General features: G+C 59.6%; 20 protein-coding genes. 13 read left to right on the top strand and 7 right to left on the bottom strand.

Annotated features, from left to right (window positions below; all coding sequences use genetic code 11):
• Positions 1–136: 136 nt before the first annotated feature.
• Positions 137–1,549, bottom strand: coding sequence for a radical SAM/SPASM domain-containing protein (locus AAY81_RS09500; RefSeq protein ID WP_066664433.1), 1,413 nt, complete (start codon positions 1,547–1,549; stop codon positions 137–139).
• A 161-nt stretch (positions 1,550–1,710) separates the two neighbouring features.
• On the opposite strand from AAY81_RS09500, the gene AAY81_RS09495 reads away from it, so the two are divergent.
• The 5 genes from AAY81_RS09495 to AAY81_RS09475 are packed head-to-tail and all read left to right on the top strand — an operon-like array spanning position 1,711 to position 8,607.
• Positions 1,711–2,217, top strand: coding sequence for a hypothetical protein (locus AAY81_RS09495; protein ID WP_066664432.1), 507 nt, complete (start codon positions 1,711–1,713; stop codon positions 2,215–2,217).
• 3 nt (positions 2,218–2,220) lie between these two features.
• Positions 2,221–4,380, top strand: a complete 2,160-nt coding sequence (locus tag AAY81_RS09490; protein WP_066664431.1) for an NHLP family bacteriocin export ABC transporter peptidase/permease/ATPase subunit — start codon at positions 2,221–2,223, stop codon at positions 4,378–4,380.
• On the top strand, positions 4,373–6,559 hold the full coding sequence (locus AAY81_RS09485) for an ATP-binding cassette domain-containing protein (RefSeq protein WP_066664430.1): 2,187 nt from the start codon (positions 4,373–4,375) through the stop codon (positions 6,557–6,559). Before AAY81_RS09490 ends, AAY81_RS09485 begins: the two co-directional genes overlap by 8 nt.
• 39 nt (positions 6,560–6,598) lie before the next feature.
• On the top strand, positions 6,599–7,591 hold the full coding sequence (locus AAY81_RS09480) for a hypothetical protein (protein WP_066664423.1): 993 nt from the start codon (positions 6,599–6,601) through the stop codon (positions 7,589–7,591).
• Positions 7,588–8,607, top strand: coding sequence for a hypothetical protein (locus AAY81_RS09475; RefSeq protein ID WP_066664420.1), 1,020 nt, complete (start codon positions 7,588–7,590; stop codon positions 8,605–8,607). The genes AAY81_RS09480 and AAY81_RS09475 overlap by 4 nt, the downstream gene beginning before the upstream one ends.
• A 24-nt stretch (positions 8,608–8,631) precedes the next feature.
• Here AAY81_RS09475 and AAY81_RS09470 read toward each other — a convergent pair whose 3' ends face one another.
• Both AAY81_RS09470 and AAY81_RS09465 read right to left on the bottom strand, forming a co-directional pair.
• On the bottom strand, positions 8,632–9,381 hold the full coding sequence (locus tag AAY81_RS09470) for an LrgB family protein (protein ID WP_082867976.1): 750 nt from the start codon (positions 9,379–9,381) through the stop codon (positions 8,632–8,634).
• Positions 9,382–9,384: 3 nt separating this feature from the next.
• Positions 9,385–9,948, bottom strand: a complete 564-nt coding sequence (locus AAY81_RS09465) for a CidA/LrgA family protein (RefSeq protein WP_082867975.1) — start codon at positions 9,946–9,948, stop codon at positions 9,385–9,387.
• A gap of 204 nt (positions 9,949–10,152) precedes the next feature.
• Here AAY81_RS09465 and AAY81_RS09460 point away from each other — a divergent pair, with 204 nt between their 5' ends.
• Complete coding sequence (locus tag AAY81_RS09460; RefSeq protein WP_066664418.1) at positions 10,153–10,455, top strand: STAS domain-containing protein; 303 nt, start codon at positions 10,153–10,155, stop codon at positions 10,453–10,455.
• Positions 10,456–10,690: 235 nt separating this feature from the next.
• Here the strand turns inward: AAY81_RS09460 and AAY81_RS09455 are convergent, their stop codons facing one another.
• On the bottom strand, positions 10,691–12,313 hold the full coding sequence (locus tag AAY81_RS09455; RefSeq protein WP_066664416.1) for an FAD-dependent oxidoreductase: 1,623 nt from the start codon (positions 12,311–12,313) through the stop codon (positions 10,691–10,693).
• A 184-nt stretch (positions 12,314–12,497) separates the two neighbouring features.
• Between AAY81_RS09455 and AAY81_RS09450 the strand changes: the two genes are divergently transcribed.
• Positions 12,498–13,388 carry a LysR family transcriptional regulator gene (locus AAY81_RS09450; RefSeq protein WP_066664413.1) on the top strand — a complete coding sequence of 297 codons (891 nt, stop codon included), beginning with the start codon at positions 12,498–12,500 and terminating at the stop codon, positions 13,386–13,388.
• Between the two features lie 100 nt (positions 13,389–13,488).
• Here AAY81_RS09450 and AAY81_RS09445 read toward each other — a convergent pair whose 3' ends face one another.
• Positions 13,489–15,582, bottom strand: coding sequence for a C69 family dipeptidase (locus tag AAY81_RS09445; RefSeq protein WP_169815816.1), 2,094 nt, complete (start codon positions 15,580–15,582; stop codon positions 13,489–13,491).
• 489 nt (positions 15,583–16,071) lie between these two features.
• A complete protein-coding gene (locus tag AAY81_RS09440; RefSeq protein ID WP_066664410.1) occupies positions 16,072–16,503 on the bottom strand; it encodes a C-GCAxxG-C-C family protein in 432 nt (143 codons plus the stop codon).
• A 258-nt stretch (positions 16,504–16,761) separates the two neighbouring features.
• On the opposite strand from AAY81_RS09440, the gene AAY81_RS09435 reads away from it, so the two are divergent.
• From AAY81_RS09435 to AAY81_RS10740, 5 genes are all read left to right on the top strand, one after another.
• Positions 16,762–17,628, top strand: coding sequence for an aldo/keto reductase (locus tag AAY81_RS09435; RefSeq protein ID WP_066664408.1), 867 nt, complete (start codon positions 16,762–16,764; stop codon positions 17,626–17,628).
• A 40-nt stretch (positions 17,629–17,668) separates the two neighbouring features.
• Positions 17,669–18,295: a TetR/AcrR family transcriptional regulator gene (locus AAY81_RS09430; RefSeq protein WP_066664405.1), complete on the top strand. Its 627-nt coding sequence runs from the start codon at positions 17,669–17,671 to the stop codon at positions 18,293–18,295.
• A 51-nt stretch (positions 18,296–18,346) separates the two neighbouring features.
• Complete coding sequence (locus AAY81_RS09425; protein WP_066665229.1) at positions 18,347–18,820, top strand: flavodoxin; 474 nt, start codon at positions 18,347–18,349, stop codon at positions 18,818–18,820.
• A 392-nt stretch (positions 18,821–19,212) separates the two neighbouring features.
• Entirely contained in the window at positions 19,213–20,835 is a 1,623-nt protein-coding gene (locus AAY81_RS10745; RefSeq protein ID WP_240480585.1) for a hypothetical protein, read from the top strand.
• Positions 20,820–21,038, top strand: a complete 219-nt coding sequence (locus tag AAY81_RS10740) for a DUF2339 domain-containing protein (RefSeq protein ID WP_240480584.1) — start codon at positions 20,820–20,822, stop codon at positions 21,036–21,038. The genes AAY81_RS10745 and AAY81_RS10740 overlap by 16 nt, the downstream gene beginning before the upstream one ends.
• A 160-nt stretch (positions 21,039–21,198) precedes the next feature.
• Here the strand turns inward: AAY81_RS10740 and crcB are convergent, their stop codons facing one another.
• Entirely contained in the window at positions 21,199–21,564 is a 366-nt protein-coding gene (gene crcB / locus AAY81_RS09410) for a fluoride efflux transporter CrcB (RefSeq protein ID WP_066664398.1), read from the bottom strand.
• A gap of 69 nt (positions 21,565–21,633) precedes the next feature.
• Between crcB and AAY81_RS09405 the strand changes: the two genes are divergently transcribed.
• Positions 21,634–21,846, top strand: a complete 213-nt coding sequence (locus tag AAY81_RS09405; protein WP_066664391.1) for a DUF6485 family protein — start codon at positions 21,634–21,636, stop codon at positions 21,844–21,846.
• The last annotated feature ends 373 nt before the right edge of the window (positions 21,847–22,219 follow it).

The raw sequence follows: 22,219 nt of genomic DNA, 5'->3' as shown, positions 1-22,219 counted from the left end.
AGCGGGCCCTTTGTTTTGCCCGTGCGACGACACCAGTGGGTCGCTCATCGTCATGCGCCAAGGGTCGAAGGCGGCCGACGTGCTCGTTGAGGGAAGTGGCTACCGGGACGTGCATGTGAATGGCGATAAGGTTGCGTTATGCGTCGCCCTCGTTCTGGCCTTCCTCGTTTTCGCCGATGCGCTCCTGGAGGGCCAGTACGTAACCCTCGGGGTTGTCCTTGAATGGAATGCATTTGCGTGCTTCGAAGAGGCGCCGGTAGGGGCACCCGCCTACGCAGGTGGGCAGCCAAACGCATTCCCGGCATTCCTCATCGGGGACGGGGCAGGCGGTATTCAGGAACTTCGTGAGGTTGTCGGCGTTGGAGGCTGAATTGATGGGGTCCGCCGGATCCCAGTCGTGTGCAGTGCCGAAGCTAAGGTCGGGCTTGTCCACGGCTTCCCAGCACTTATGCAGGTTACCCGCATCATCGATGCCAATTGCCCATAGGGTATGCGCGCCGCAGTAGTGACCGCGCCCCTGGCTGAAGCGCTTGGACTCCTGGCGGATGCTCACGTCGCTTTCCTCGTTGGAGCAAAGCAGGCCCACCTGCCTGCCTCGCTCTTCCGCGGTCGAACTGTCCGATACGGGGGCGGGGTAGTAGTGGAGCTTGTTCCCCGATTCGCTTGCAAGCTGGTTGATGAATGCCTCGAGCTTTTCCACCTCGTCGCGGTTATCCTCGTGGACGTTGTGGCGTATGTTCACCCTGAAAGGCAGACTCAGATCGCGCAGGTTCGCGATGATGCGGTCGAACGTGGGGCCCCCTCCGCGCAGGTAGCGCGTGGCGTTGTGGGTGGGGTCGAGCCCGTCCACGGTAATTTGGGCGGATTCCACCTTGTAGTGGTGAAGCATGTCGGCGATATCTTGGGTGAGCAAGTACCCGTTTGTGATAATGGACGCCTGGTAGGAAGCGCCATGCTCCTCGGCAAGGGCGATGAGCCGCTCGGAAAGCGATTCGATGATGTTGGGGACGAGCAGCGGTTCTCCGCCGAACCAGGTTACGTGCAGCTTTTTGGCCGATGACGTGCTGAGCATGCGCTCCGTTAGGGCGATTACATCGTCTTGCACTTCTTTCGTCATATGGCCACGGCCGTGATCTTGGAAGCAGTATGGGCAGTCGAAGTTGCATCCTATGGTGGGGCAGATGGTGAGCCCTACCATAGGGGCCCTTCCGCATGCTCCGCGTCCCATGCATTCGAGCGCGGCGCGTTCGTCGAAGTTGGCGATGATGCCGCGCTTGGCGAAGCGCTCGATGATGGGGTGGTGCTCGTCGAGTTCTTCCAGCACGGAAAGCAGGTAGAGCTCGATGGGGGTGTATTTGGCGCAGTTTCCCTTGAACAGGTTTGCGATGGCCGTGAGATTCGTATCGGGAATGGGCGCGCTGATGTTGTAGCGCGATACGTGCCATCCCGCTTCGCCTGCGGTGCGCGACGGCGCTGCCTGGTCTTTGCTCTCCGTCTTTTCTGCGTCGAGGTTCATGTTGGTCCCTCCCTCGATGTCCACTTCGGCCATTGTACCGCTCCCGTTGCGGGGCTCGCACGCCTGGATACCGTTTTGAAACGCTGCCGCCTCCATGCCCAGAAACGGGAGGGTGACACTTCCAAATACGTGATATTGTTTGTTCTAGCCTGCCATTACTCTGTACAATAAGCTTATGTTCTGAGGGGGGCGGAATGGCTGAAACGGGTAGCTCCATATTCAACAATCGGGCTGTCGAACGCTTGCGCAGTCCCGACGATTTGGAAAAGTACGTCCGCATAACTAGCCCCAGCGTCTGGGTGTTCCTGGGCGCCTGCATTGCGCTTCTTGCCGGGTTGCTCGTATGGGGCATTTTCGGTTCGGTATCCACCAGCGTTTCCTCTACGGGCGTGGTAGTAGATGGCCAGGCCATGTGCTTCCTCGATGCCGGAGATGTGGCAAAGGTCCATGAGGGCGATATCGTCAACATCGGCGGCGAGCTCATGGAAGTCAAGAGCGTCGCTCCTATCCCCGCTTCCCGCGATGAGGCGAACCAGATACTATCCAACGACTATCTGGTGCATGCGTTGCTGCAAGGCGACTGGGCGTACCAGGTCATCTTCGAGGGTGATTCCTCGAATCTTCCTTCCAGCGTCCCCCTTACGGTAAACATTACGGTCGAACGCGTTGCCCCCATTTCCCTTATCCTTGGGAGGCAGTAGCGTATGGCGCGCCGCATTGTCAAAGTTCCGCAGGTCATGCAAATGGAGGCCTTGGAATGTGGGGCCGCCTGCCTAGCTATGATCTTGGCGTATTACGGGAAATGGGTCGCCCTGGAGCAAGTGCGCGCCGATTGCGGTGTTTCTCGAGACGGTTCGCGTGCGTCCAATATCCTCAAGGCGGCTCGGTCGTACGGCCTTTCCGCCAAGGGTATGTCGTATTCCGCTTCCGCCCTTCGTTCTTCGGGATCGTTTCCCTGCATTCTGTTCTGGAACTTCAACCATTTCGTGGTGCTGCGTGGGTTTAGGGGCAAGTTTGCCTACATCAACGACCCGGCACGCGGGCAGGTGAAGATTCCTATCGAGCAGTTCGAGGATTCCTTTACGGGCATTGCGCTCGTGTTTGAGAAGACCGATGCGTTTCAGAAGGGCGGGAAGAAGCCCGATACCACTGCCTATGCGCGCGAGCGCCTGCGGGGGCTTGGCCCCGCGGTGGCGTTCGTGATGATCACCGCCGCCATCGTTTCCATTGCCACGATCGTTGATACGTCCATGGGTCAGGTGTTCCTGGACCGCATCCTTTCCGGCAGCAACCCCGATTGGCTTGTTCCCGTAACGATAGTGATGTTCGTGCTTGCCATGATTATCGGCATCGTTTCCATCATGAACGCTGCATGGCTCATGCGCATCCAGGGCAAAATTGCCGTGGTGAGCTCCTCGCGCTTCATGCGCCATTTGCTGCATTTGCCGGCGGGCTTCTACGCCCAACGCATGGTGGGCGATCTGCAGCAGAGGCAATTGGCCAACGAGACGATTGCCTTTGCTCTCATCGGGCAGCTCGCGCCTGTGCTCATCAACGTGGTCATGCTGGTGCTGTACCTGATCATCATGCTGAACTACAGCATTTTGCTTACGGTCGTGGGCGTGCTCACGGTTGTCTGCAATGCGTTCCTGGCGCGCTATATTTCAAAGAAGCGCATCAACATTTCGCGTTCGGGCGCCATGTCTGCCGGCAAGCTCTACGCGTCAACCGTAAGCGGCATCGAGATGATTGAGACCATCAAGGCCGCTGGCGCGGAAGACGGATTCTTCGGACGTTGGGCAGGCTATCAGGCTGCGGTGAACGAGAGCCATGCCCGTTCGGCCAAGCTGAACGAGTACCTGGGCATGGTCCCCCAGCTCGTTACGCAGATTGCCAACATTGCCGTGCTGGTGCTGGGCATTTGGCTCATCGTCGAGGAGCAGTTCACGCCTGGCATGCTGTTGGCCTTCACGGGCTTCCTCAATGCCTTCATGCAGCCGGTGGGGCAGATAGTCGTGCTGGGGCAGTCCATTCAGGAAATGCAGACGCAGATGGAGCGTATCGAGGACGTCATGCGGTATCCCGTAGATGTTCCCGAAGATGGTGACGAGGCCGTTGACGCGCAGAGCCTGGATCGAGAGAAGCTTCAGGGCTACGTCGATTTGAATGGGATCACGTTTGGCTATTCGCCGCTGGAGCCGCCACTCATCGACGGTTTCGATTTGCATATGAAGCCCGGTCAGTGGGTTGCGCTCGTAGGCGGTTCCGGATGCGGAAAGAGCACGATTGCCAAGTTGGTGAGCGGCTTGTATGCGCCCTGGGGCGGAGAGGTCACGATCGATGGCACGCCCATTTCCGATATTCCTCGCCCAGTGTTGCGTGGGTCGCTTGCCGTAGTGGACCAGGACATCGTTTCCTTCGACGACACCGTTTCGGAAAACGTGAAGCTGTGGGATGCCTCCATCGAGGATTACGAAGTGGTGCTGGCTTGCCGTGATGCGGGTATCCACGATGTCATCCTAGAGCGCGAAGGTGGTTACTCTTCGCCTGTTCAGCCTGGTGGTGGAAACTTTTCGGGCGGGCAGTTGCAGCGCTTGGAAATTGCCCGCGTTCTAGCCCAAGACCCTACCATCATCATTTTGGATGAGGCAACGAGCGCCTTGGATGCCAAGACGGAAGAGGAAATCATCCGATGCATCCGCGAACGCGATATCACCTGCATCGTTGTGGCCCATCGCCTGTCGACTATACGCGATTGCGACGAAATCGTCGTGATGGAGGATGGCAAGATCGTGGAGCGCGGCACGCACGACGAGCTCGTGGCAAAAGACGGCGCATATGCGGAGTTGGTGCGCAATGACTAGGTGGATCGAATCTCAAATAGAAACGCGCGCGAAGCTCGACAGCGAGATGACCGAGCGTGCGTACGCCGAGCTTGCCGCGAGCGTGAGCAACCCCCAGAATGCTCCGCACTTTTCCGTGAACGACGTTGAGCAGGTCGATGGCGCTTCGCGCGCGTGCCTGCGGTTTCTGGGCATTCATGCGGGTCACGTGCCCGACGATATTACCGATGTCGAAGAGCGACTCGATTGGCTTTGCCGCCCCACGGGCACGATGCGTCGTCGCGTGCAGCTCACGGACGGCTGGCAAGACGAGGCGTTTGGCGCAATGCTCGGACGTCTGGATACGGGCGAAGCGGTGGCCTTACTGCCTCGGGGCGTGCATGGATACTGCTATCTCGAGCCGGGTACGGGCATAAAGCGAAAGATTACCGCGAAGAATGCCAAGCACTTTGAAACCGATGCCATCTTGTTCTACAAGGGCTTGCCCAATAGGCCCCTTGCCGTACGCGACTTGATGATGTTCATCATAGGCGCGTTTAGGTTCAACGATTACATGCTTGTGTGCGTGGCCGCTCTCGCCGTTGCGCTCATGGGATTCCTTCCCGCGTGGGCCAATAAGGTCGCCTTTGGCGTAGTTGCGCCGTCGGGACAGTCCGAGCTCATTTTGCCCATTGCGGCGTTTTTGCTGGGCATGACCATTTCCACGGTGCTCATAACCGCCTGTCGTAATTTGATAATGCAGCGCATATCGTTGAAGCTCGACATGCTTGCCGAATCGGCTGCCTTCGCGCGCGTTCTCTCGTTGCCGAATGCCTTCTTCAGGAAATACTCGTCGGGCGATCTGGCGAGCCGCGTTGCGAATGTCACGCTCTTCACGCAGCATTTTACGTCGGTCATGCTGGGCAGCGCGCTTACGACGCTCATTTCGCTTGTCTACGTGCTCCAGATTGGGGCATTTGCCCCGGCGCTCACCTTCCCCGCCCTTATCACGATGGCGCTGCAGGTGCTTGCGGTGGTGTTCATCACGTCACTTACGGCGCGTTTCGAAGTTGCCACCGTCGAAGCGTCGGCTCATTTGTCGGGCGAGGTAACTGCCCTGCTCAATGGCGTGCGGAAGATCAAGCTCGCAGGTGCCGAGGATCGTGCGTTCTCCAAGTGGGCGCATAGCTATTCGGAGTATGCTCGTTCGGCTTACAACCGCCCCGCCGTTACGCGCGCGGTTGTGCCCATCGTTACCTTCATTGGGCTTCTTGGCCTTATCGCCATGTACTATCTGGCGGGCGCCTCTGGCGTGACGGTTGACAACTACATGGCGTTCAATGCCGCGTATGGTCAGATGAGCGCGGCCGTCCTTACGCTGGCTCAGATTAGCGACGAGATGGCCCGCATCAAGCCCATGCTCAATTCCATTTCGCCCATCCTCGACGCGCAGCCCGAGATATCCGAGGGCAAGCCGTCGGTGGAGTCAATCACGGGTAGCGTCGAAGTGGCCGACGTGTCCTTTCGCTATGGCGATACCCAGCCCTACGTGCTCAAGAACCTCTCGTTTAGCGTGAAGCCGGGGGAATACGTGGCTCTGGTGGGGGCAAGCGGCTGCGGGAAGTCCACGGTGATGCGCTTGCTGCTGGGCTTCGAGATGCCCGAACGCGGGCGTATCTCGTATGGCCCATACGACGTGCGCCGCGTCGACTTGAAGTCGCTGCGCCGTCACATTGGCGCCGTTATGCAGGATGGCAGCTTGTTCATGGGCGACATCGCTTCGAACATTTCCATTTCCACTCCGTCCGCTACGCTCGACGATGTGTGGAATGCCGCCGAAATCGCGGGCATTGCCGAAGACATTCGCAAGATGCCCATGGGCATGCAGACGCTCGTGAGCGAGGGTGCGGGTGGCGTTTCGGGCGGCCAGCGACAGCGCATCATGATTGCGCGCGCCGTATGCGGAGGGCATAGGATTCTCCTGTTCGACGAAGCCACGAGTGCGCTCGATAACGTAACGCAGCGCCATGTCGTCGATTCTCTTGCGTCGTTGAAGTGCACGCGCATCGTGATTGCCCACCGGCTTTCCACCGTGCGCTACTGCGACCGCATTATCGTTTTGAACGAGGGGCGCGTTGCCGAGGAGGGCACGTACGAAGAGCTCATTCAGAAGCACGGGCTCTTCGCTGGCCTAGTTGAAAGGCAGCGCCTCGACACCTAGCGTATGCCGGGGCCGCGTGGGAAGGGGCGTGCGGGCCATATGGATAGGCTTATTCTCTTCAACATACTGTATGCCCTGATGGCAAGCGAGGGCCGCGAGGCTGTGCTCTTTGGGCAGTCTGCGCCTGCGATGATTGCGGCGTTTTCGCGCAGCTTGGGCGTTCCCTCGGCATTTCCCGAGGTATGGTTCGAGATTCCCCTGCTGGGCGATCCCTGGTGCGATGTGCATGCGCTTACGTCAATCGAGGACGCGCGGCAGGGGCTTGCCTTGGGCGAAGAGGTTTGTGGCGCGAGCAGGGATGCGTTCACGTGGTTTGCCCAGCAGGGCGATTCCGTGCGTCAGCTTGCGCTGAGCTGGGACACGGGTTCGGGCAATGCCGACGTCCCCGCCATTCAGCTGCTCATGCGAAAGAACGATGTGCCCGTTACATGCGATTTCCTTTCCGCGGTGGGCAGATCCGATGCCGTGGATGCCTATCGTTCGTTTGTGCAGTCCCTGCCCGACGAGTGGTTTGCCTGCTATGCGGGGGTCTTTCCCGAGCGACCGGGTCACAACCTGCGCGTCGAATGCGTTCCCTCCCATGACATGCAGCGCGCCTATGCCGAAGATGCCGCATTGCTGGGACGCCACCTGCGCCAAGTGGGGCCGTCTTGGGTGGATGATTCCCTTGTTGCGCTCTGCCAGGAGCTGGCCGCTTTGCCGTTCCAGCTGGAATTCCAGTTTGATGTTAACGCGCAGGGTCGTGCAGAAGGTGCCTTCAGCGCAAGCGTGCGCTTTGCGTGCCCGCCGGGAGAGCCGGGTTACGAATCGTTTGGCATGGACGGCACGGCTGCCGAACTCATGACGAAGCTGCAGGATAGGGGTCTTGTCGATGGGCGATGGCAGGCATTGGCGGACGTTGCGTTCGCAAAGCGCGTTGCCCGCGGGGATGGCGGCGTCTTGCTGTCGGCGTATCCTGCATTCGTGAAGCTCAGGTGGCGCGATGGCGCGTTGCTTGATGCGAAGGCCTACGTGATAGGAGGCGCGCAATGAGAGCCCTATCGTACGAGGATGCCTATCAGGTTCTTCTGCTTCAGGCTGCCGACGAGGGGCGTGGCCCCATCTTGTTCGGCGATAGTTTCGACCGTGCGCGCATGGTACCTCTCCCGTTTTTGGTGGGCGAATCGTTCCCCGACGTCTATCTGGAGTTCCCCCTTCTGGGAGAGCCGTATCTCGATGTGACGCTGCTTTACAACGACTTGCAAGTTGGAACGCGTGTCGACTCTCCTCTTGCAGGGGACCATGGGGCCATGTTCGATTGGTTTGCCCAGGCCTCGAAAGCCCAGTCGGGGCTTTGCTGTGGCTTTGAGCTTGACACCAGCAACCCTCAAATGCCCGAGGCAGCCGTGCATTTTCAGCCGCGTACGGCCACGTCGCTTGCGCGCCCCTTCTTCGATGCTCTGGGTGAGCCCGAGCGGGGTTTGCTGTACGAGCGGCAGGCGCAGCGCATGCCCGAAGGATGGTCGCTTGCGTTTTGTGGCATGTTCCGAAGGAAGCCGAACGCCCCGTTGCGCGTGTGCGGCTACATGGACCGTGATCAGCAGGATGCATGCGCGTCGAGCAGCGAATGTCTTGAGCAGGCGCTTCGCGCTGTTGGGTTCACGGCGTACACCAGCTCGATGCTCGAGCAGGTTCAGCGTCTCCTTGCCCTGGTGCCAGGGGGCGTTGACTTTCAATTTGACGTGTATCCCGATGGCTCGCTGGGCGATGTGTTCGCCATCGATGCGCAGTTCCAGATCAAGCAGCCGCATGTGGTGAACGAGATGTTCGAAACGGGGGCGCCGGGTCGCGTTATGCGCCAGCTGGAAGAGTGGGGCATTGCAGATGGCAGGTGGCGCCAGGGCGTCCAGGCGACATTCGCCCGTGCATTGCCCATCGAGCTTCCGCAGGGTGGAATGGGGCGCTATGCCCTTACGGTCATGCCCCAGTGGGCGAAGATACGCTGGACGAAGGGCGTATTGCAACCCTCCAAGTTGTACTTGTGCGCCCAGGGCACGGTTTTGGATTAGAGCGCCCTCGTTGTTGGCGCGCGCCTAGCCTTGGAAAACGCAGTGCGCGATGATGACGATGATGGTGGTGAGGATGCCCGATACCGCCAGGGCCACGCCTGACATCGCGCCTTCGAGTTCGCCCATCTCAATGGCCTTGGTGGTTCCCACGGCATGAGAGCAGGCTCCGATTGCCACGCCTTTGGCGATGCTGCTGTTCACGTGGAAGACCTTCGCCATGACGGGCGAGAAGATGGCGCCCAGGATGCCCGTGATGATCACCGCGGCAACGGTGATGGACGTAATGCCGCCCAGCTCCTGCGAGGCTGCGATGGCGATGGGCGTCGTTACCGATTTGGGGATGAAGGACAGAGCCATGTCGTTGCCCAGGCCCAGAAGCTTGCAAAGGCCGTATGCGCTCACCATCGAAACGACTGAGCCCACGAAGCAACCTGCCACGATGGGGATGAAGTGCTCCTTCAGGATCTGGCGCTGCTTGTATACGGAATAGGCGAGTGCCACGGTTGCCGGGCCCAGCAGGAACGAGAAGATGGATACGCTCTGCTCGTACGATTCAAGCGAGATGTGGAAGAACGTTAGCGCGAAGATGAGCCCGATGAGCGTGATGAGCAGTGGGTTCAGCAGCGGGGTCTTCACCTTCTTGTACAGCAGCACGCAGAGCTCGAACATCGCGATGGATGCGAATGAGCCGGCAAGGAGCAGCCCGGCAAAGCTGAAGTCGGGCAGCGTGATGTCAAGTACGCCGTTGGGCGCCAGGAAAAAGGGAATCTGCATGACCTATGCCTCCTGGCCGATGCGGGCGTTGTTCTCGCGCTTTGCGCGATGGCCGTCCATTAGGCGCGATACGAGCGCAACGGTGAGCGAGGTGGCCAGGAATACGATGACCGTCGTGACGATGCAAACGAATGCGAACTTCAACGCTGCATCTTGCAGCAGCGAGAAGCATCCCATGATGCCCACGCCGGCGGGGATGAAGAAGATGGACATGTTGTCCACCATGTAGTCGCAGGCGTCGCCCACGTGCTTCGCCTTCAGGATGCCCGTTGCCAAAAGCGTGAGCAAGAGGGCCATGCCCACAATGTTGCCGGGAATGGCGATGGGCAGGTACTGCGAGATGAGGCAGCCAAGCTCATAGACGGCGATGAGCAGCACGAGCTGCACGGCCAGCGTCGCGAGGCGCTTGATTTTGCTCTTGGGGGTGCTGGGTTGTTGTTCGTCTTCGCAGGCGTCGCACGTAATCTGTTCCGCGGAGTCGCCGCCTTTCGGTGCTTCCTGGCTTGCAGGATACTGGTTGATGGCGGATTCGTGTGTTTTAGGCTGTGTTTTACTGCTCCGGAACATTACTTGTGACGCTCTCGATTCATTTTCGTCCGTTTACCGATTTCTCGACGTTGCGTGACTATACACCCAATAAACGTTTGCGTGGCTTTTTCAACGTTTCACCACGTAGATATGTGAGAGCGTACAAACTACGACCAGATAACGCCCACGTGGCGATATAATGGGCGAAGAAGTTAGCGCAGCCGCCGTACGAAGGGGTGTGTCATGGATCTGAATACGAGCATCGAGGGGACGAGCGCGGTTATTGCCATCGACGGCAAGCTTACCGTTGCCACGGCTCCCGAACTGGAGGCGGCCCTAGCCGAGATTCCCGAAACCGTTACCGACGTTGCGCTGGACATGACGAATCTCGTGTACGTTGCATCGGCTGGCCTACGCGTTTTGGTTGCCGCGGAAAAGCGTATGTTGCGCCAGAATGGCGCGTTGCGTCTGCTGCATCCCAACGACGAGGTCATGGAAGTCTTCGATATGACGGGCCTGGTCGATATCTTCGCTATCGAACGATAGGGCGAAGCCCTGCAAACCAGTCGAACCGCTCTACGAAATGCGGTGAAAACGGGTAGGCACCAATCCCGCTACCTTAGGGTGGCGGGATTTTTTGCCCCAAAACATAATGATGCCGGGCCGATAGGGGGTCGGCCCGGCATTTACTCTGCGCCCGTGGGAGGATGGGCGTTTGGCGAAGCGCTCTTCAGCTGCAGAATTGAATCACGCTACCGCCGCGCCCGAGGGCGTCGAAGAGTTATAGGGTTGCGGCGCTTTCGCCGGCCACGTACCCATGGGTAGAGGCCAGGCCGTTAGAGCCGCCGTGGAGAAGCGATTCGTAGCTGGCGCCGAAGCGGTAGCCAACCGTGTTGCCGCCGGCGTACAGGCCGGGGATGGGATCCCAGTTCTCGTCGAGTACCTGCATCTTGTCGTTGCAGCGTACGCCACCCAGCGTGCAGTAGAACAGGTACTGCATCTTCCAGGCCTGGTACGGACCATCGTCGATGGGGTCCAGGTAGCGCTTGGACTTGCGGAAGTCCAGGTCTTCGCCGGCTTCGCACAGCTCGTTGTAGCGCTTGACCGTTGCGGCCAGGGCGTCGGCGGGAACGTCGATCTTCTTGGCCAGCTCTTCAATGGTGTCGGCCTCGTAGTGCTCGGTCTTCTCGATGTCGAACATCTTCGCGGCGGCTTCCTTGTCGTAGCCGAAGGAAGAGGGCATCTGGAAGTCGTTCGTGGGGATGATCTGCCATACGTAGCCTTCGTGGCCGGGCAGGTCGGCAACGATGTGCGCCGAGGTCAGAAGCGAGGTGCACTCGTTCATGAAGCGCTCGCCCTTGGTGTCTACCAGCAGGTAGGGGAAGGAACGCCATGCGGTGGTCTGCCATGCAGCGTAGCCGCAGATCTCTTCCATTTCCGCGCCAGCCCAGCAGAGCATGCGATGGCCCAGGCCGTCGTCCATCTGCTTGTCGGTAACGGGGTCGCTGCCCATGTAGGCCTCGTAGGAGTTGTACTTCAGCGCCCAGTCGGCGAAGTGCTTGGGGAAGAACTTCTTCATCATGGCTTCGTTCTTGCCGAACGAACCGGTGCACATGACTACGCCCTTGGCGGCCTTGAAGTGGATGTGATCGCCATTTTCGTCGGTGGCGATGACGCCAGTCACGCGACCGCTGTCGTCCTGAACCAGCACTTCGGCCTTGGTCTTGTAGTAGGTCTCAACACCCTTGTCCTCCAGGAACTTATGGATGTTGTGGGTGAAGTCGGTCAGGATGTCCGTTTCGGAGAACGCCACGCCCGTGCTGATGTAGGAGGTGATCTCCTGGTCGGGGTCGGGGAAGATGCCCTCCAAGCTCAGGGGCAGGTAATACTGGTTGTAGGGCTCCAGGAAGTCCTTGCGCAGGTTGTCCATCAGCTCGCCGGAGCGGTTGATCCACAGCGTGTTCAGGCGCATGTCGGAACGATACTGCGTGAGGTTGAACATGTCGTTGGCGGTCTTAACCGGATCGTACATGGGAAGGCCTGCTTCCTTCTGCGTATCCGAGTTGAAGAACGAGATGGTCATGCCGCCAATGTGCGGAGCGGCATTGCGCTCGAGCACGGTAACCTGGGCTCCGTTCTTCATGGCGCCATAAGCGGCCATGGAGCCAGCGAGTGCGGAGCCGACGACGATGACCTCGGTCTCGACGGTCTTCGAGCAGTCGTTCGGCGTCAGGTTGGGGGCTTCGCCCAGCCAGTCCTCGCTGCTTGCGGCAGCGTTCTTGTCGGCTTCCTTCTTGGCGGAAGAGCCACTCGGGGATGCGCAGCCCGCCAGGCCTGCTCCCATGCCCAGTGCGCCGGCTACTGCGCCGACCTTCAGAAAATTACGACGAGAAAGTTCCATCATTCCCTCCTAGATGTTGATTGCTTTTCTCGGCACCAAAAATTCTGAGTACGCAGCGCGGGAATGTGAATCTGCAAGATATTGGCGAATTGAAACAAAATGTGAAAGGCAATTCGTTTACGGGCGAAGCGCGACCCAGTATGATGGGGCGAATGGCATGGGGGTGCCAGTATGAGGGAGGGACATAATGGATATGAAGGTATTCGAGTACTTCGTTGCGCTTGCGCGCACGAAAAGCTACTCGCGCGCCGCACATGAGCTGTACATCACTCCACAGGGGCTATCGAGCGCCATCAAGCGCTTGGAATCGTCCATGGGGGTTTCCCTGGTGAATCCTTCAAACGGCGGTTTCGAGCTTACCGAGTACGGTCGCATTTTTCATCGTTACGCTCAAACGTTCGTGCTCGATCAGACGTCGATGATGAATGAAATCAACGACCTGGCACGCAGGAAGACGGGAAACATTTTCGTTTCCATCACCGTGGGGCTCATGAATAGCTTTCCGCGTAACGCCATTCAGGATTTCAACGAGACCTCTACCACGGGCGCGCACGTTATGGTGTCGCGTACCGTGTTCGACGAGGCATGCGAGCGCAGCTTGCTCGAACGGCGATGCGATTTCGCGCTCATGAACGACCCGGTAGACCACAAGGTGTTTTCGTCGTTGCCGCTGTTCCGCGACACGATGTATGTGTGCGTGCGGCCCGATTCGCCGCTTGCGCAGCGTACCGAGCTGAAGAAGTGCGATTTGGCGGGGCAAACGGTGTCGTGTCTTACGCCCACGGAGTTCAAGAACGTGCGCGAAGAGCTGCGTCCGCTTGAAGAGGGCGAATCGTGTTGCACGCTGCTCTACGGCGACGAGATGATCGAGGTGCTCGAGCTTGCCATGCAGAACGATTGCTGCGCAATCACCCTGCGCCCGCACATCCCCATCTTCGCAAAGGAAGATTTCGTCGCTATTCCCATTACTGATGCGTTCTGGGGCTTTTCCCTGGCGTGGCGCGCCGATCGCGTGCTCAGCCCCGCCGATCAGGAATTCATTTCGGCCATGGAAGCCCATCGCGTGATGTATTGCTAACGATAGCGTCCCGGTTCAACGGCGCTGCTTAGTGCCTGCAAAAAAGGGGAGGCGATATGCTCGCCTCCCCTCTTCCGAGTTTTACGTGTGGTGGTAAAGCCTACAGGGCGTACCAGGCAATGCCTTCGCCCGACCAGCCCAATTTGACCAGACCGGCGTGCTCTTCCCAGCTCGTCGTGAAGTTATGGGCGCCAGATTTGGCGTTGGGGTTGTACTCGCGCCAGACGGGCGTTGCGTCGTGACCAGCGGAATACCAGCCAATGCCCTCATCGCGCCATCCGAGCGAGACCAGAATGTCGCGCTCTTCCAGGCTCGTCGTGTAATGGTGGTCGCCCCCATTGGGGTTGTATACGCGGTAGACGGGCTCGTCGGACTCCACGGGAGCAACCCAGCCTTCGCCTTCGTCGGTCCAGCCAGCGGCGATGACGTCCTGGCGCTCCGAAGCGCTTGCCGTGTAGAAGTGCTCGCCCGAATTCGGGTTGTACAGACGGTACATCGTTGCGCCTTCAACTTCGTCGCCTTGCGCGTACTGGGTCATCTCGGACGCATAGGTTACGGGGTCGACAAGCTTGCCCTGGGCGCCTAGGCCAGCCGAAGCGAACGGCGTGGAGAAATCACCTGCGCTCAGATATGCACGCAGCTCGGTGAGCAGGGCATGCGCATGGTCGTAGACCTCGCCCGCGGCGACGGCGTTTGCCTTGTTCGCAAAATCGGTGCGCGCGTCGTCACCTTGCATGGTCTGCATCAGCGCGTCGACGGAATCCTGCTGCTCGATGATTTCGGCCTGCAGCGCATCGAGGTATGCATGCACGCCATCGGCGGTATCGGCGCGATGGTTGTACGCCAGGGTGTTCAGGTCCATGAACACGAAGGCAAGCGCCTTGGAATCGGCGTCTTCCATGGCCAGCGCCTCGTTGGCGGCCACCTTTGCGGCATCATTGCGCTCGCTTTCGTAGCCTACGTGATCGGTGCCGGCTTCGAGCGCTTCGACGGAGGGGTAGTAATCGGCATCCGTCTCGGTGAGGAGCGCGGAATAGCTGGGCACGAACACGCTGAACTCGCCACGCGAAAGGGCCGTCCACTGCACGGTGGCCAGCTGGTCGTCCAGGCCTTCGCGGCACTGGAAGATGTGGCTCTCGACGGTGCGGTTATTGCCGATGGCGTACAGATTCGCATTCGCGTTCGCGTCAACGTCGGTGCCCTCGCCACGAGCGGCAGTCGCGCGCAGTACGTTAGTGAGCGTGTAGTCGCTGCTGCCTGGCTGGAAGAACAGCTGCGGGTCGGCGATGGATTCCACCTGGCCCTTGTCATTCAACGTGTAGTCGGTGCCGGCGACCAGGTTGTCGCCGAAGTACTTATGCCCCTGCACGTAGCGGGTGTTCTGGCCTACGCCGTCATTTTCGAGGCCGTAGCTCTTGGCTACGTTGATGGCGCCGCCCTCGAAGGTCGCAATCGTGCCAGCTTCGGTGGGGACAGCTACCAGGTTCGCGGAATGCAGGCACGTCGTGGCGTCGTTGATGTCGACCTCGTATTGCAGGCACGACATATTCGGATTGACGGACGCGACATCGGAGTCCATGCGAATGGCAATCCACTGATGGCCAGAGAGCTGCTGGAAGTTCCACACCTCATCCGGATCGCCGATCCAGATCTGGTTGCAATCCTGCGATCCCTGGGCATCGATGATGGAACCAAGGAGCTGTACGCCCTCGCGTGCCGTGGAAGCCTCGGAGAGCACGACGTCGGCGATGTTGTATTCGCCGATGCCGTTATCGAGCAGCGGGTCGACGCCGTCTACTGCATCGTTCACGGCGGTCGTGAGCGTGGAGTCTACGGTGACTCCCTTTTCGTTGATGCCCGCCTCGGAATAGGGTTTAGCCGCGTCGTCCCAATCGGAGGGCAGGTCACGTACGTAGGTGTAGCGGAACGTGGCGCCCGGAGACGTGCGCGTGAAGTTCACGGCAGGATCCTGCTCGGGGCCGTTTTCGCCACTCCAGTACGTCTTGCCCGCGGTTGCCTGCTCAACGCCAAACTGCTTGATGTAGCGGTTCGCGGCGTCTTCCGAGCGACCGTAGATGGTGTCGCCCGAGCTCGTGAGGTCGGAGCCCACGTAGACCTGCGTGCAGGCCAGCGCGGTGGCGGGAGCTATCACCAATGACAGTGACAGCGCGCCTGCGGCGAACGCTCTCGACATTCTGGAGAATTTGAAATGCACACTCATGTTTTCATCCCTTTCGTTGCCCTTGCGATGGGGCGTGCCTTCTCGTCTATGCCATTCGAAGACGCGACAGTCGGATTGCGCGATATCCCAAATGTGCCCCATCGAAGTCGGCCATGACATCTCCCTTGCCATGGCCGGCATTCCCAAACGGGCTGCATTATACCTTCACAACTCGTTCGCAAACCCCACAAACTATGGGAGTGCGGCCAGAATTTTTGCGAATGGAAAGTGGTAATCTACCTGGGACTATGCATGTGAGTGCATATATTCGGCAATGTTTTCATTGCGCTCGGGCATTGCCCCAGTGGGGGCAATAAAGTCATGCGGAAAACTGTTGCACACGGCGGCTAGAAACGTCGAGTCTCGTGAAGGCAGATGTGGCCCAGCGTGCGAGCGGGTGTAAGGAAATGGCGGGACTGAAATTGGCTTCGGGGCTACAGGAGGCCGCCGCATTATGCGTCGCTAGGGGCGGGGCGCGTCTTCCAACAGCGCGAGTGTCATGCGCAGGGCGTCTTCGATGCAGCCAGGGCACGAGCGCAGCACGGGGCCGCCGGTGAGGCCCTTCAGCTCCTCGCAGATTGTCGAGGTGTTCTTCTGCTTGAATCGCTGGGCAAGCTGGCTTGTGAGCCGATACGTTTGCAATTTCGTGTGGGGGTCGCGCGGACCGTGACTTGTGGCGTATCCCAGTACGACGGCGCCGCCCAAAATGGCGCCGCAGGTTTCCGTGGCTCCGCCCAGGCCGCCGCCGAGTCCCTCCGTCGCCTTGAATGCGGTTGCCTCATCGAACCCAACCAGGTCGGCGCATGCGCAAGCAACCGATTGCGCGCAGTTGTATCCGCGTTCGTGCAGTTCGTGAGCGTGCATGACGCGCTTTTCGATGTCGGGTTGATTCATGGGATTCCTTCGAGCTCCAAGACTATCTGGCGCGACGCAGCCCCGTCACGCCAGTGCGAAGGTTTTGAGTTTGCGGGTGGAATTATCGCATGGGCGATTTTGCGCGGTCGTTTTTGAATGCATTTCGTAACGTTTGGGGTGAGTGGCCTGCCCGGGCGAGAAGTCCTGTGAATAAAATTGACAATGTGTCAGTAGGGATGTACCATTTCGATTGTCTTATTGGTGACAAGCTGTCAGTATTAGCGGAAGCGAGGAACCATGATTCTTGAAGAGACGTATACCCTCAACAACGGCGTTGCCATTCCCAAGCTGGCGTTGGGCACGTGGCTCATCGACGACGCCCAGGTGGGCGAGGCCGTGCGCGCGGCCGTGGAAATTGGCTACCGTCACATCGATACGGCGCAGGCATACGCCAACGAGCGGGGTGTGGGCGAGGCCGTGCGTTCGTGCGGCGTTGCACGTGAGGACCTGTTCGTGGTGTCGAAGGTTGCAGCCGAGCATAAGACCTACCAGGAAGCCGCGGCGGGCATCGACCGCACGCTGGCCACCATGGGGCTCGACTACCTGGACATGATGATCATTTATTCGCCGCAGCCTTGGGTCGAGGTCAATCAGTCGAGCGACCGTCATTTCCAGGGCAACGTGGAAGCGTATCGTGCGCTCGAGGACGCGCTTTCCGCAGGCAAGCTGCGCGCGATTGGCGTGTCGAACTTCCTGGTGGACGACCTGCAGAACATTCTTGATTCGTGTTCGGTGGTGCCGGCCGTGAACCAGGTGCTGGCGCACGTGGGCAACGTGCCCGTGGAAGTTGCGCAGTTCTGCGCCAATCACGGCATTGCGGTGGAAGCGTATTCGCCTATCGCCCACGGCGAAGCGGGCCGCATCGAGGGCGTTGCCGAGATGGCCGCGAAGTACGGCGTGTCGGTTGCGCAGCTGTGCATCCGCTACGTGCTGCAGTTGGGCATGATCGCCCTGCCGAAGACGGCGAACCCGGTGCGCATGAAGGAAAATGCGTCGGTCGATTTCCAAATCTCTGACGAAGACATGGCCGTGCTCAATGGCATTGCGGGCCTGCCCGATTACGGCGCGAGCTCGTTTTTCCCCGTGTTCGGTGGAAAGCTGTAGGCGCGTATGAGCTTTGGGTTTTTGTGGATGGTGACGCCTCGTGCCTAGGATTACGCAGGAAGAATCGGAAGCGCGCCGCGAGGAGATCGTGGACTCGTGCGAGCGGCTGTATGCGTCGCTTAGCTATCGCGACATTACGATGACGCAGATAGCGGCTGGCGTGTCGTTTGGCCGCGCGAACATGTACAACTATTTCCGTTGCGCCGATGAGGTGCTGCTTGCCCTGCTGCAGCGCGAGCATGCGCGCTGGGCGGCGGCTCTGGAAGAGCTTGCCGATAGGTGCGCGGGTATGGGCGACGCGGAGTTGGCGCAGGCGCTGGCGCATACGGTCGAGCAGCGAACGACGATGCTGAAGATGCTGGCCATGAACCTCTACGACATGGAGCAGAACAGCCGCTTGGAACGCCTGGTGGAATTCAAGCGTACGTATGCCCAGACGCTAGCGGCGCTACGTAGTGTCATCCGCACGGCAAAGCCCGCATGGGGCGAGGAGCGCGTGAGCGCATTCGTGTTCGCGTTCATGCCGTTTCTACATGGGGCGTATCCGTATGCGCATCACACCGGGAAGCAAGAGGAGGTCATGCGCGAGGCTGGGGTCGACGCCTATTCGCAGGGTCTATTCGAAATCGTTCGTTCCTGCGTGTTTTCCCTGCTGCAGGGCGAATAAGGGTAACTAGCTCGCGTGCGCATGTGCGTGCGCGGAATGATTGGAGTGCATATGAGCAAGGCATTGGTGGCGTATTTCAGCGCGTCGGGCACGACGGCGGCCGTGGCCCAGAAGTTGGCGCAGGCAGTTGGTGCGGATGTCGCGGAAATCGCGCCGGAGCAGCCGTATAGTGCGGCCGATTTGAATTGGCGCGATTCCAAGAGTCGTAGCAGCGTCGAGATGAATGACGAGTCTAGTCGTCCGGCCGTTGTGGATGACGGCTTGAGCGTTTCCGCGTATGACGTGGTGTACGTGGGCTTTCCCGTCTGGTGGTACGTGGAGCCGCGCATCATCGACACGTTTTTGGAGGCGCATGACTTTGCGGGAAAGAAGATCGTGCCCTTTGCCACGAGCGGCGGAAGTGGGCTGGGCAAGGCGCCGCAGCGCATGCAGGCGATTGCGGTCGGTGCTACGGTCGTAAGCGGCGGGTTGCTGAATGGCAATCCCGGTATCGAGGAATTGCGCGATTGGGCTAACGCTCAGTAGATTGGCGTAGCTAGAACGTTCCCAGGTGCGGGTCGCTTGCCGAGAGGGCGGGCGACCTGCATTTTTTTTGCGACTGCGCGTTTGCTTGCCCGCAAGAAAATAATTCTAACTTCCCTCTTGCCAAAGGTAACATTTGTCTCTAATATAGAGACAAATGTTACTGATGTAACAGGAAAGGAAGAACAATGCATAGCACCAAGGGCCCTTCGCCCGAACCTCCCATCTCGTTGCAGCAGCAAGGTGTTTCGTCATACCCGGCGGGGGCCGTCGCGCCGATGCCGCAGCCGCAAACTCATGCGGCATCTGCACCCGTTCCCCCGCAGGCCGCAGCGCCAGCGTATGGTGCCCCCGCTCAGGCGCACGTTGCGTCGGCTCCCGTTCCTCCTGCGCCGATGCCGTTTGCTCCGAGCGCGGGGCAGTACGCCCCTGCAGCTGCAGCTCCCGCACCTGCTTCGTTTGCCCCGGCGCCCACGATGGCCCCGCCGGCTCCTTCCGCCGGCGCGGAAGAGGTGCTTGGTCGCAACGTTACGGCCATTTTGGCCTCTGTCTTGGTGTTCGCTGGCCTGCTCCTGCTTGGCGTGACCATGATCCCGCTCTTCGACGATGTGATGAAGGTCGCGTTCATGTTCACGTTGTCGGGCGTCCTGGCGGTTGCGGGCAGCCTGCTTGCCATCTTCAAGCGCAATCCCTTCTCGTCGGCCCTCATGGGGTGCGGCATGGGGTCGCTGTTCATCTCGATCTTCGCAACGCACGTGTATTTCGGCATGCTCAGCGAGCTGCCAGCGTATGCGCTTCTGCTGCTCTGGATGGCCGTGTGCATGGTGCTCATCTGGAAGACCGACTCTCTTCTTTTGGCAATTACGCTGCAGGTGGGTCTGGCGTTGTCGGTGTGCGCGGCCTGCGGCTCCAATTTCTCCGGCGAGAAGGTTGCCCTGCTGGTTGGCTATCAGGCCATCGCGAGCGTCATTGTCGTTGGCGGCAACATGCTGTTCTATCGCAAGATGTTCCGCACGAGCTTGTTCATCGCCGTATGCCTGAGCCTGATGGTGAGCTCGGCCCTCTGGTTGGAATATGGGTCTGGTATCGATGGCTGGGCAATCGATGGCGTGCAGGGTTGGGTTGCCGTTTCGTTCATCGTGCAGTTCCTCACCACGCTGGCCCTGTGCGCGTTGCTCGTGGCTTCCATCTGGAAGCAGGCCAAGGGGCTTGACGCCCACGCGCGTCGAAGCGAGCTTACGACCTGGCGCCTTCAGATTGTCGCTGGCGCTCTGCTGCTGGCATATGCCGTACGCATTGACATCTACGATGCCCTGCGCGATGGGTCCCACGTGGCTGCCTTTGGCTCTGCTGGCTACGTTGACGCTGCCTTCCTGCGCGTCGACGCAATGGCGATGTGCGCGACCGTGCTAACGCTGTTCCTAATCGTGGTGGCTCTTGTGGTGTTCGGCCGCTGCGCTTCTGGCGCCCATGCCGCATCCGATGCGCAGGCTTCCCTCGCGGGCGAGTGCGCAGGCATGCCGCTTTTCGAGTGCGCATGGCGCATCGTCAATCCTGCCCTGTATGTCCTGTTCGTTATCCTTGCCCTGTTCGTGGCTTCCTTCGCGAATGATTTGCTTTGGGCTACCGGCGTGCCGCCGCTGGGCTTCCTCTGGGTTGCGGCTTTGTGCGCCATGGGTCTGCGCTGGGCGGCTGGCCTGCGAGGGTTCGATGTCGTGGCGCTGTCGCTGTTGGCCATGGATGCGCTGTACATGGCGTTTATCGGATTCCCGCGTTTCCTTCCTGCGTTCCCTTGTCCACCTCCATTGCGCTGGGCGTGGTCTACACCGTTGGCCTGTGTCTTGCGGCTGGCCTGCTCGTGCGCTCCATGGGTGCAGGTTCGGCGGGTATCGTGTCCTACGCGGTTGCGTGCACGTTCCTGGTTATGTCGTGCCTGTGCTTCTGCACGCCGTGGATTGGCTGGGGCTATCAGGCGAGCGTCTGCTGCATGGTATGCGCGCTTGTGTGTATCATCGTAGGGTTCGCCCTGCGCGTGGGTGGCCTGCGTCTGTACGGTCTCATTCTGGTGCTCACATGCACGCTGAAGCTGGTGACCATCGACATGTTCGACTTCGACCCCATCGCCCGCGTGGGTGCTCTTATCGCGGGTGGCGTCATTTGCTTCGTGATCAGCGCGCTCTATAGCTTCACGGTGAAGAGGCTGAAGGAGGAGGGCAAGTAGCTGGTTATGGGTGGGTGGCTTCTGGAGGCCCTCTCTATTGCAAGGCCCGTTCGATCTGGGTTGTCGCCTAGGTCGAACGGGCCTTCTTGTTGAAGCCGATGATGCGGGGTGATTGTTGGCGCTGACGCGCTGTTGGGTGTGGCTCGGGCGCTTGCCGCTTTTACCCCTTGGCCAAAATCCCGCCAGCATACGCGGCGGCTACGCATAGCACGCAGGTGAGCACTGCGTAACCCAGGGCGGCCAGCCAGGCGTCGCGCGTTGCCAGATTTACCACTTCCAAGCTGAACGTCGACATGGTGGTGAAGCCGCCGCACAGGCCCACGCGCAACATGAGCGAAACGCTCTCGTTGTCAATCGTTCCGCGAAATACCAGGCCAGCGATGAGGGCCAGAGCAAAGGACCCCACTACGTTTATCGCGAGCGTGCCCCAGGGGAAGAAATCGTTGGGAATGGCGTTGCCTACCAGGTAGCGCAGAATCGACCCGATGAATCCTCCCGCGCCTACGGCGAGACAGTTGATAAACATGTTGCTCCTTCGTTTGCTTGCGCGCTCTACAATAAGCTCCAGCAGACGATTGACCTCCTGGGAGGCCCCATGAACAACTTAAGTCCATTTTGCACGTGTACCGATTTGGAATGCCCTATGCATCCCACCAACCAGGAACGAGGATGCGGCCCGTGCATTGCAAAGAACCTGAAACTGCGCGAGATTCCCTCGTGCTTCTTCAATTCGCTTGATTTGCCGGAAAAGCCGAAATCGTACTTCTACGAGGACTTCGCGCGTGCCGTGCTCAGCCAGGAGGAGTAAAGGGCAAAACGTGTTGGTGGCTTTGCCTGGACGCGCTTGTCAGCGTGGAGCCATGCGAAGCGAACGTCGCATCGGGGCGGTAGTTTGGCGGTAAACCATGTTTGGGCCTACCTCCCGTGCGTTTCAAGCCAGCTTTGATGCGAATTGGGCGGATTCGGCTGGCGAAATGTAAAAAATTCGCCGTTCTGAACATTGTCCAGTGCTTGAATCCGAGCATGGAAGAACCCGACCTGGGAGAATGCTGAACCGAAAGCGCCAAATGGCCCCATTTGCCTCTCCAAGGAGGACAAATTGCAAGGAATCGTGTTCAGAACGGCGATTTTTTTACAAAACGCCTCGCGATTTTGCCCAAGTTGCGTTTGGCGCCTGTCTG

The organism is Denitrobacterium detoxificans, from assembly GCF_001643775.1.
Classification (GTDB): Bacteria; Actinomycetota; Coriobacteriia; order Coriobacteriales; family Eggerthellaceae; genus Denitrobacterium; species Denitrobacterium detoxificans.
Note: the sequence above shows the minus strand (reverse complement) of the source record. Positions and strands in the feature narration are given on the sequence as shown.

Bases quoted from the DNA above. Each gene is read 5' to 3' on its own strand.
- AAY81_RS09460 (WP_066664418.1), top strand. From the start codon at position 10,153: ATGGATCTGAATACGAGCATCGAGGGGACGAGCGCGGTTATTGCCATC.
- AAY81_RS10745 (WP_240480585.1), top strand. From the start codon at position 19,213: ATGCCGTTTGCTCCGAGCGCGGGGCAGTACGCCCCTGCAGCTGCAGCT.
- AAY81_RS09490 (WP_066664431.1), top strand. From the start codon at position 2,221: ATGGCGCGCCGCATTGTCAAAGTTCCGCAGGTCATGCAAATGGAGGCC.
- AAY81_RS09445 (WP_169815816.1), bottom strand. From the start codon at position 15,582: ATGTCGAGAGCGTTCGCCGCAGGCGCGCTGTCACTGTCATTGGTGATA.
- AAY81_RS09500 (WP_066664433.1), bottom strand. From the start codon at position 1,549: ATGGCCGAAGTGGACATCGAGGGAGGGACCAACATGAACCTCGACGCA.
- AAY81_RS09480 (WP_066664423.1), top strand. From the start codon at position 6,599: ATGGATAGGCTTATTCTCTTCAACATACTGTATGCCCTGATGGCAAGC.
- AAY81_RS09405 (WP_066664391.1), top strand. From the start codon at position 21,634: ATGAACAACTTAAGTCCATTTTGCACGTGTACCGATTTGGAATGCCCT.
- crcB (WP_066664398.1), bottom strand. From the start codon at position 21,564: ATGTTTATCAACTGTCTCGCCGTAGGCGCGGGAGGATTCATCGGGTCG.
- AAY81_RS09440 (WP_066664410.1), bottom strand. From the start codon at position 16,503: ATGAATCAACCCGACATCGAAAAGCGCGTCATGCACGCTCACGAACTG.
- AAY81_RS09470 (WP_082867976.1), bottom strand. From the start codon at position 9,381: ATGCAGATTCCCTTTTTCCTGGCGCCCAACGGCGTACTTGACATCACG.
- AAY81_RS09465 (WP_082867975.1), bottom strand. From the start codon at position 9,948: ATGTTCCGGAGCAGTAAAACACAGCCTAAAACACACGAATCCGCCATC.
- AAY81_RS09450 (WP_066664413.1), top strand. From the start codon at position 12,498: ATGGATATGAAGGTATTCGAGTACTTCGTTGCGCTTGCGCGCACGAAA.
- AAY81_RS09495 (WP_066664432.1), top strand. From the start codon at position 1,711: ATGGCTGAAACGGGTAGCTCCATATTCAACAATCGGGCTGTCGAACGC.
- AAY81_RS09435 (WP_066664408.1), top strand. From the start codon at position 16,762: ATGATTCTTGAAGAGACGTATACCCTCAACAACGGCGTTGCCATTCCC.
- AAY81_RS09455 (WP_066664416.1), bottom strand. From the start codon at position 12,313: ATGATGGAACTTTCTCGTCGTAATTTTCTGAAGGTCGGCGCAGTAGCC.
- AAY81_RS09485 (WP_066664430.1), top strand. From the start codon at position 4,373: ATGACTAGGTGGATCGAATCTCAAATAGAAACGCGCGCGAAGCTCGAC.
- AAY81_RS09475 (WP_066664420.1), top strand. From the start codon at position 7,588: ATGAGAGCCCTATCGTACGAGGATGCCTATCAGGTTCTTCTGCTTCAG.
- AAY81_RS09425 (WP_066665229.1), top strand. From the start codon at position 18,347: ATGAGCAAGGCATTGGTGGCGTATTTCAGCGCGTCGGGCACGACGGCG.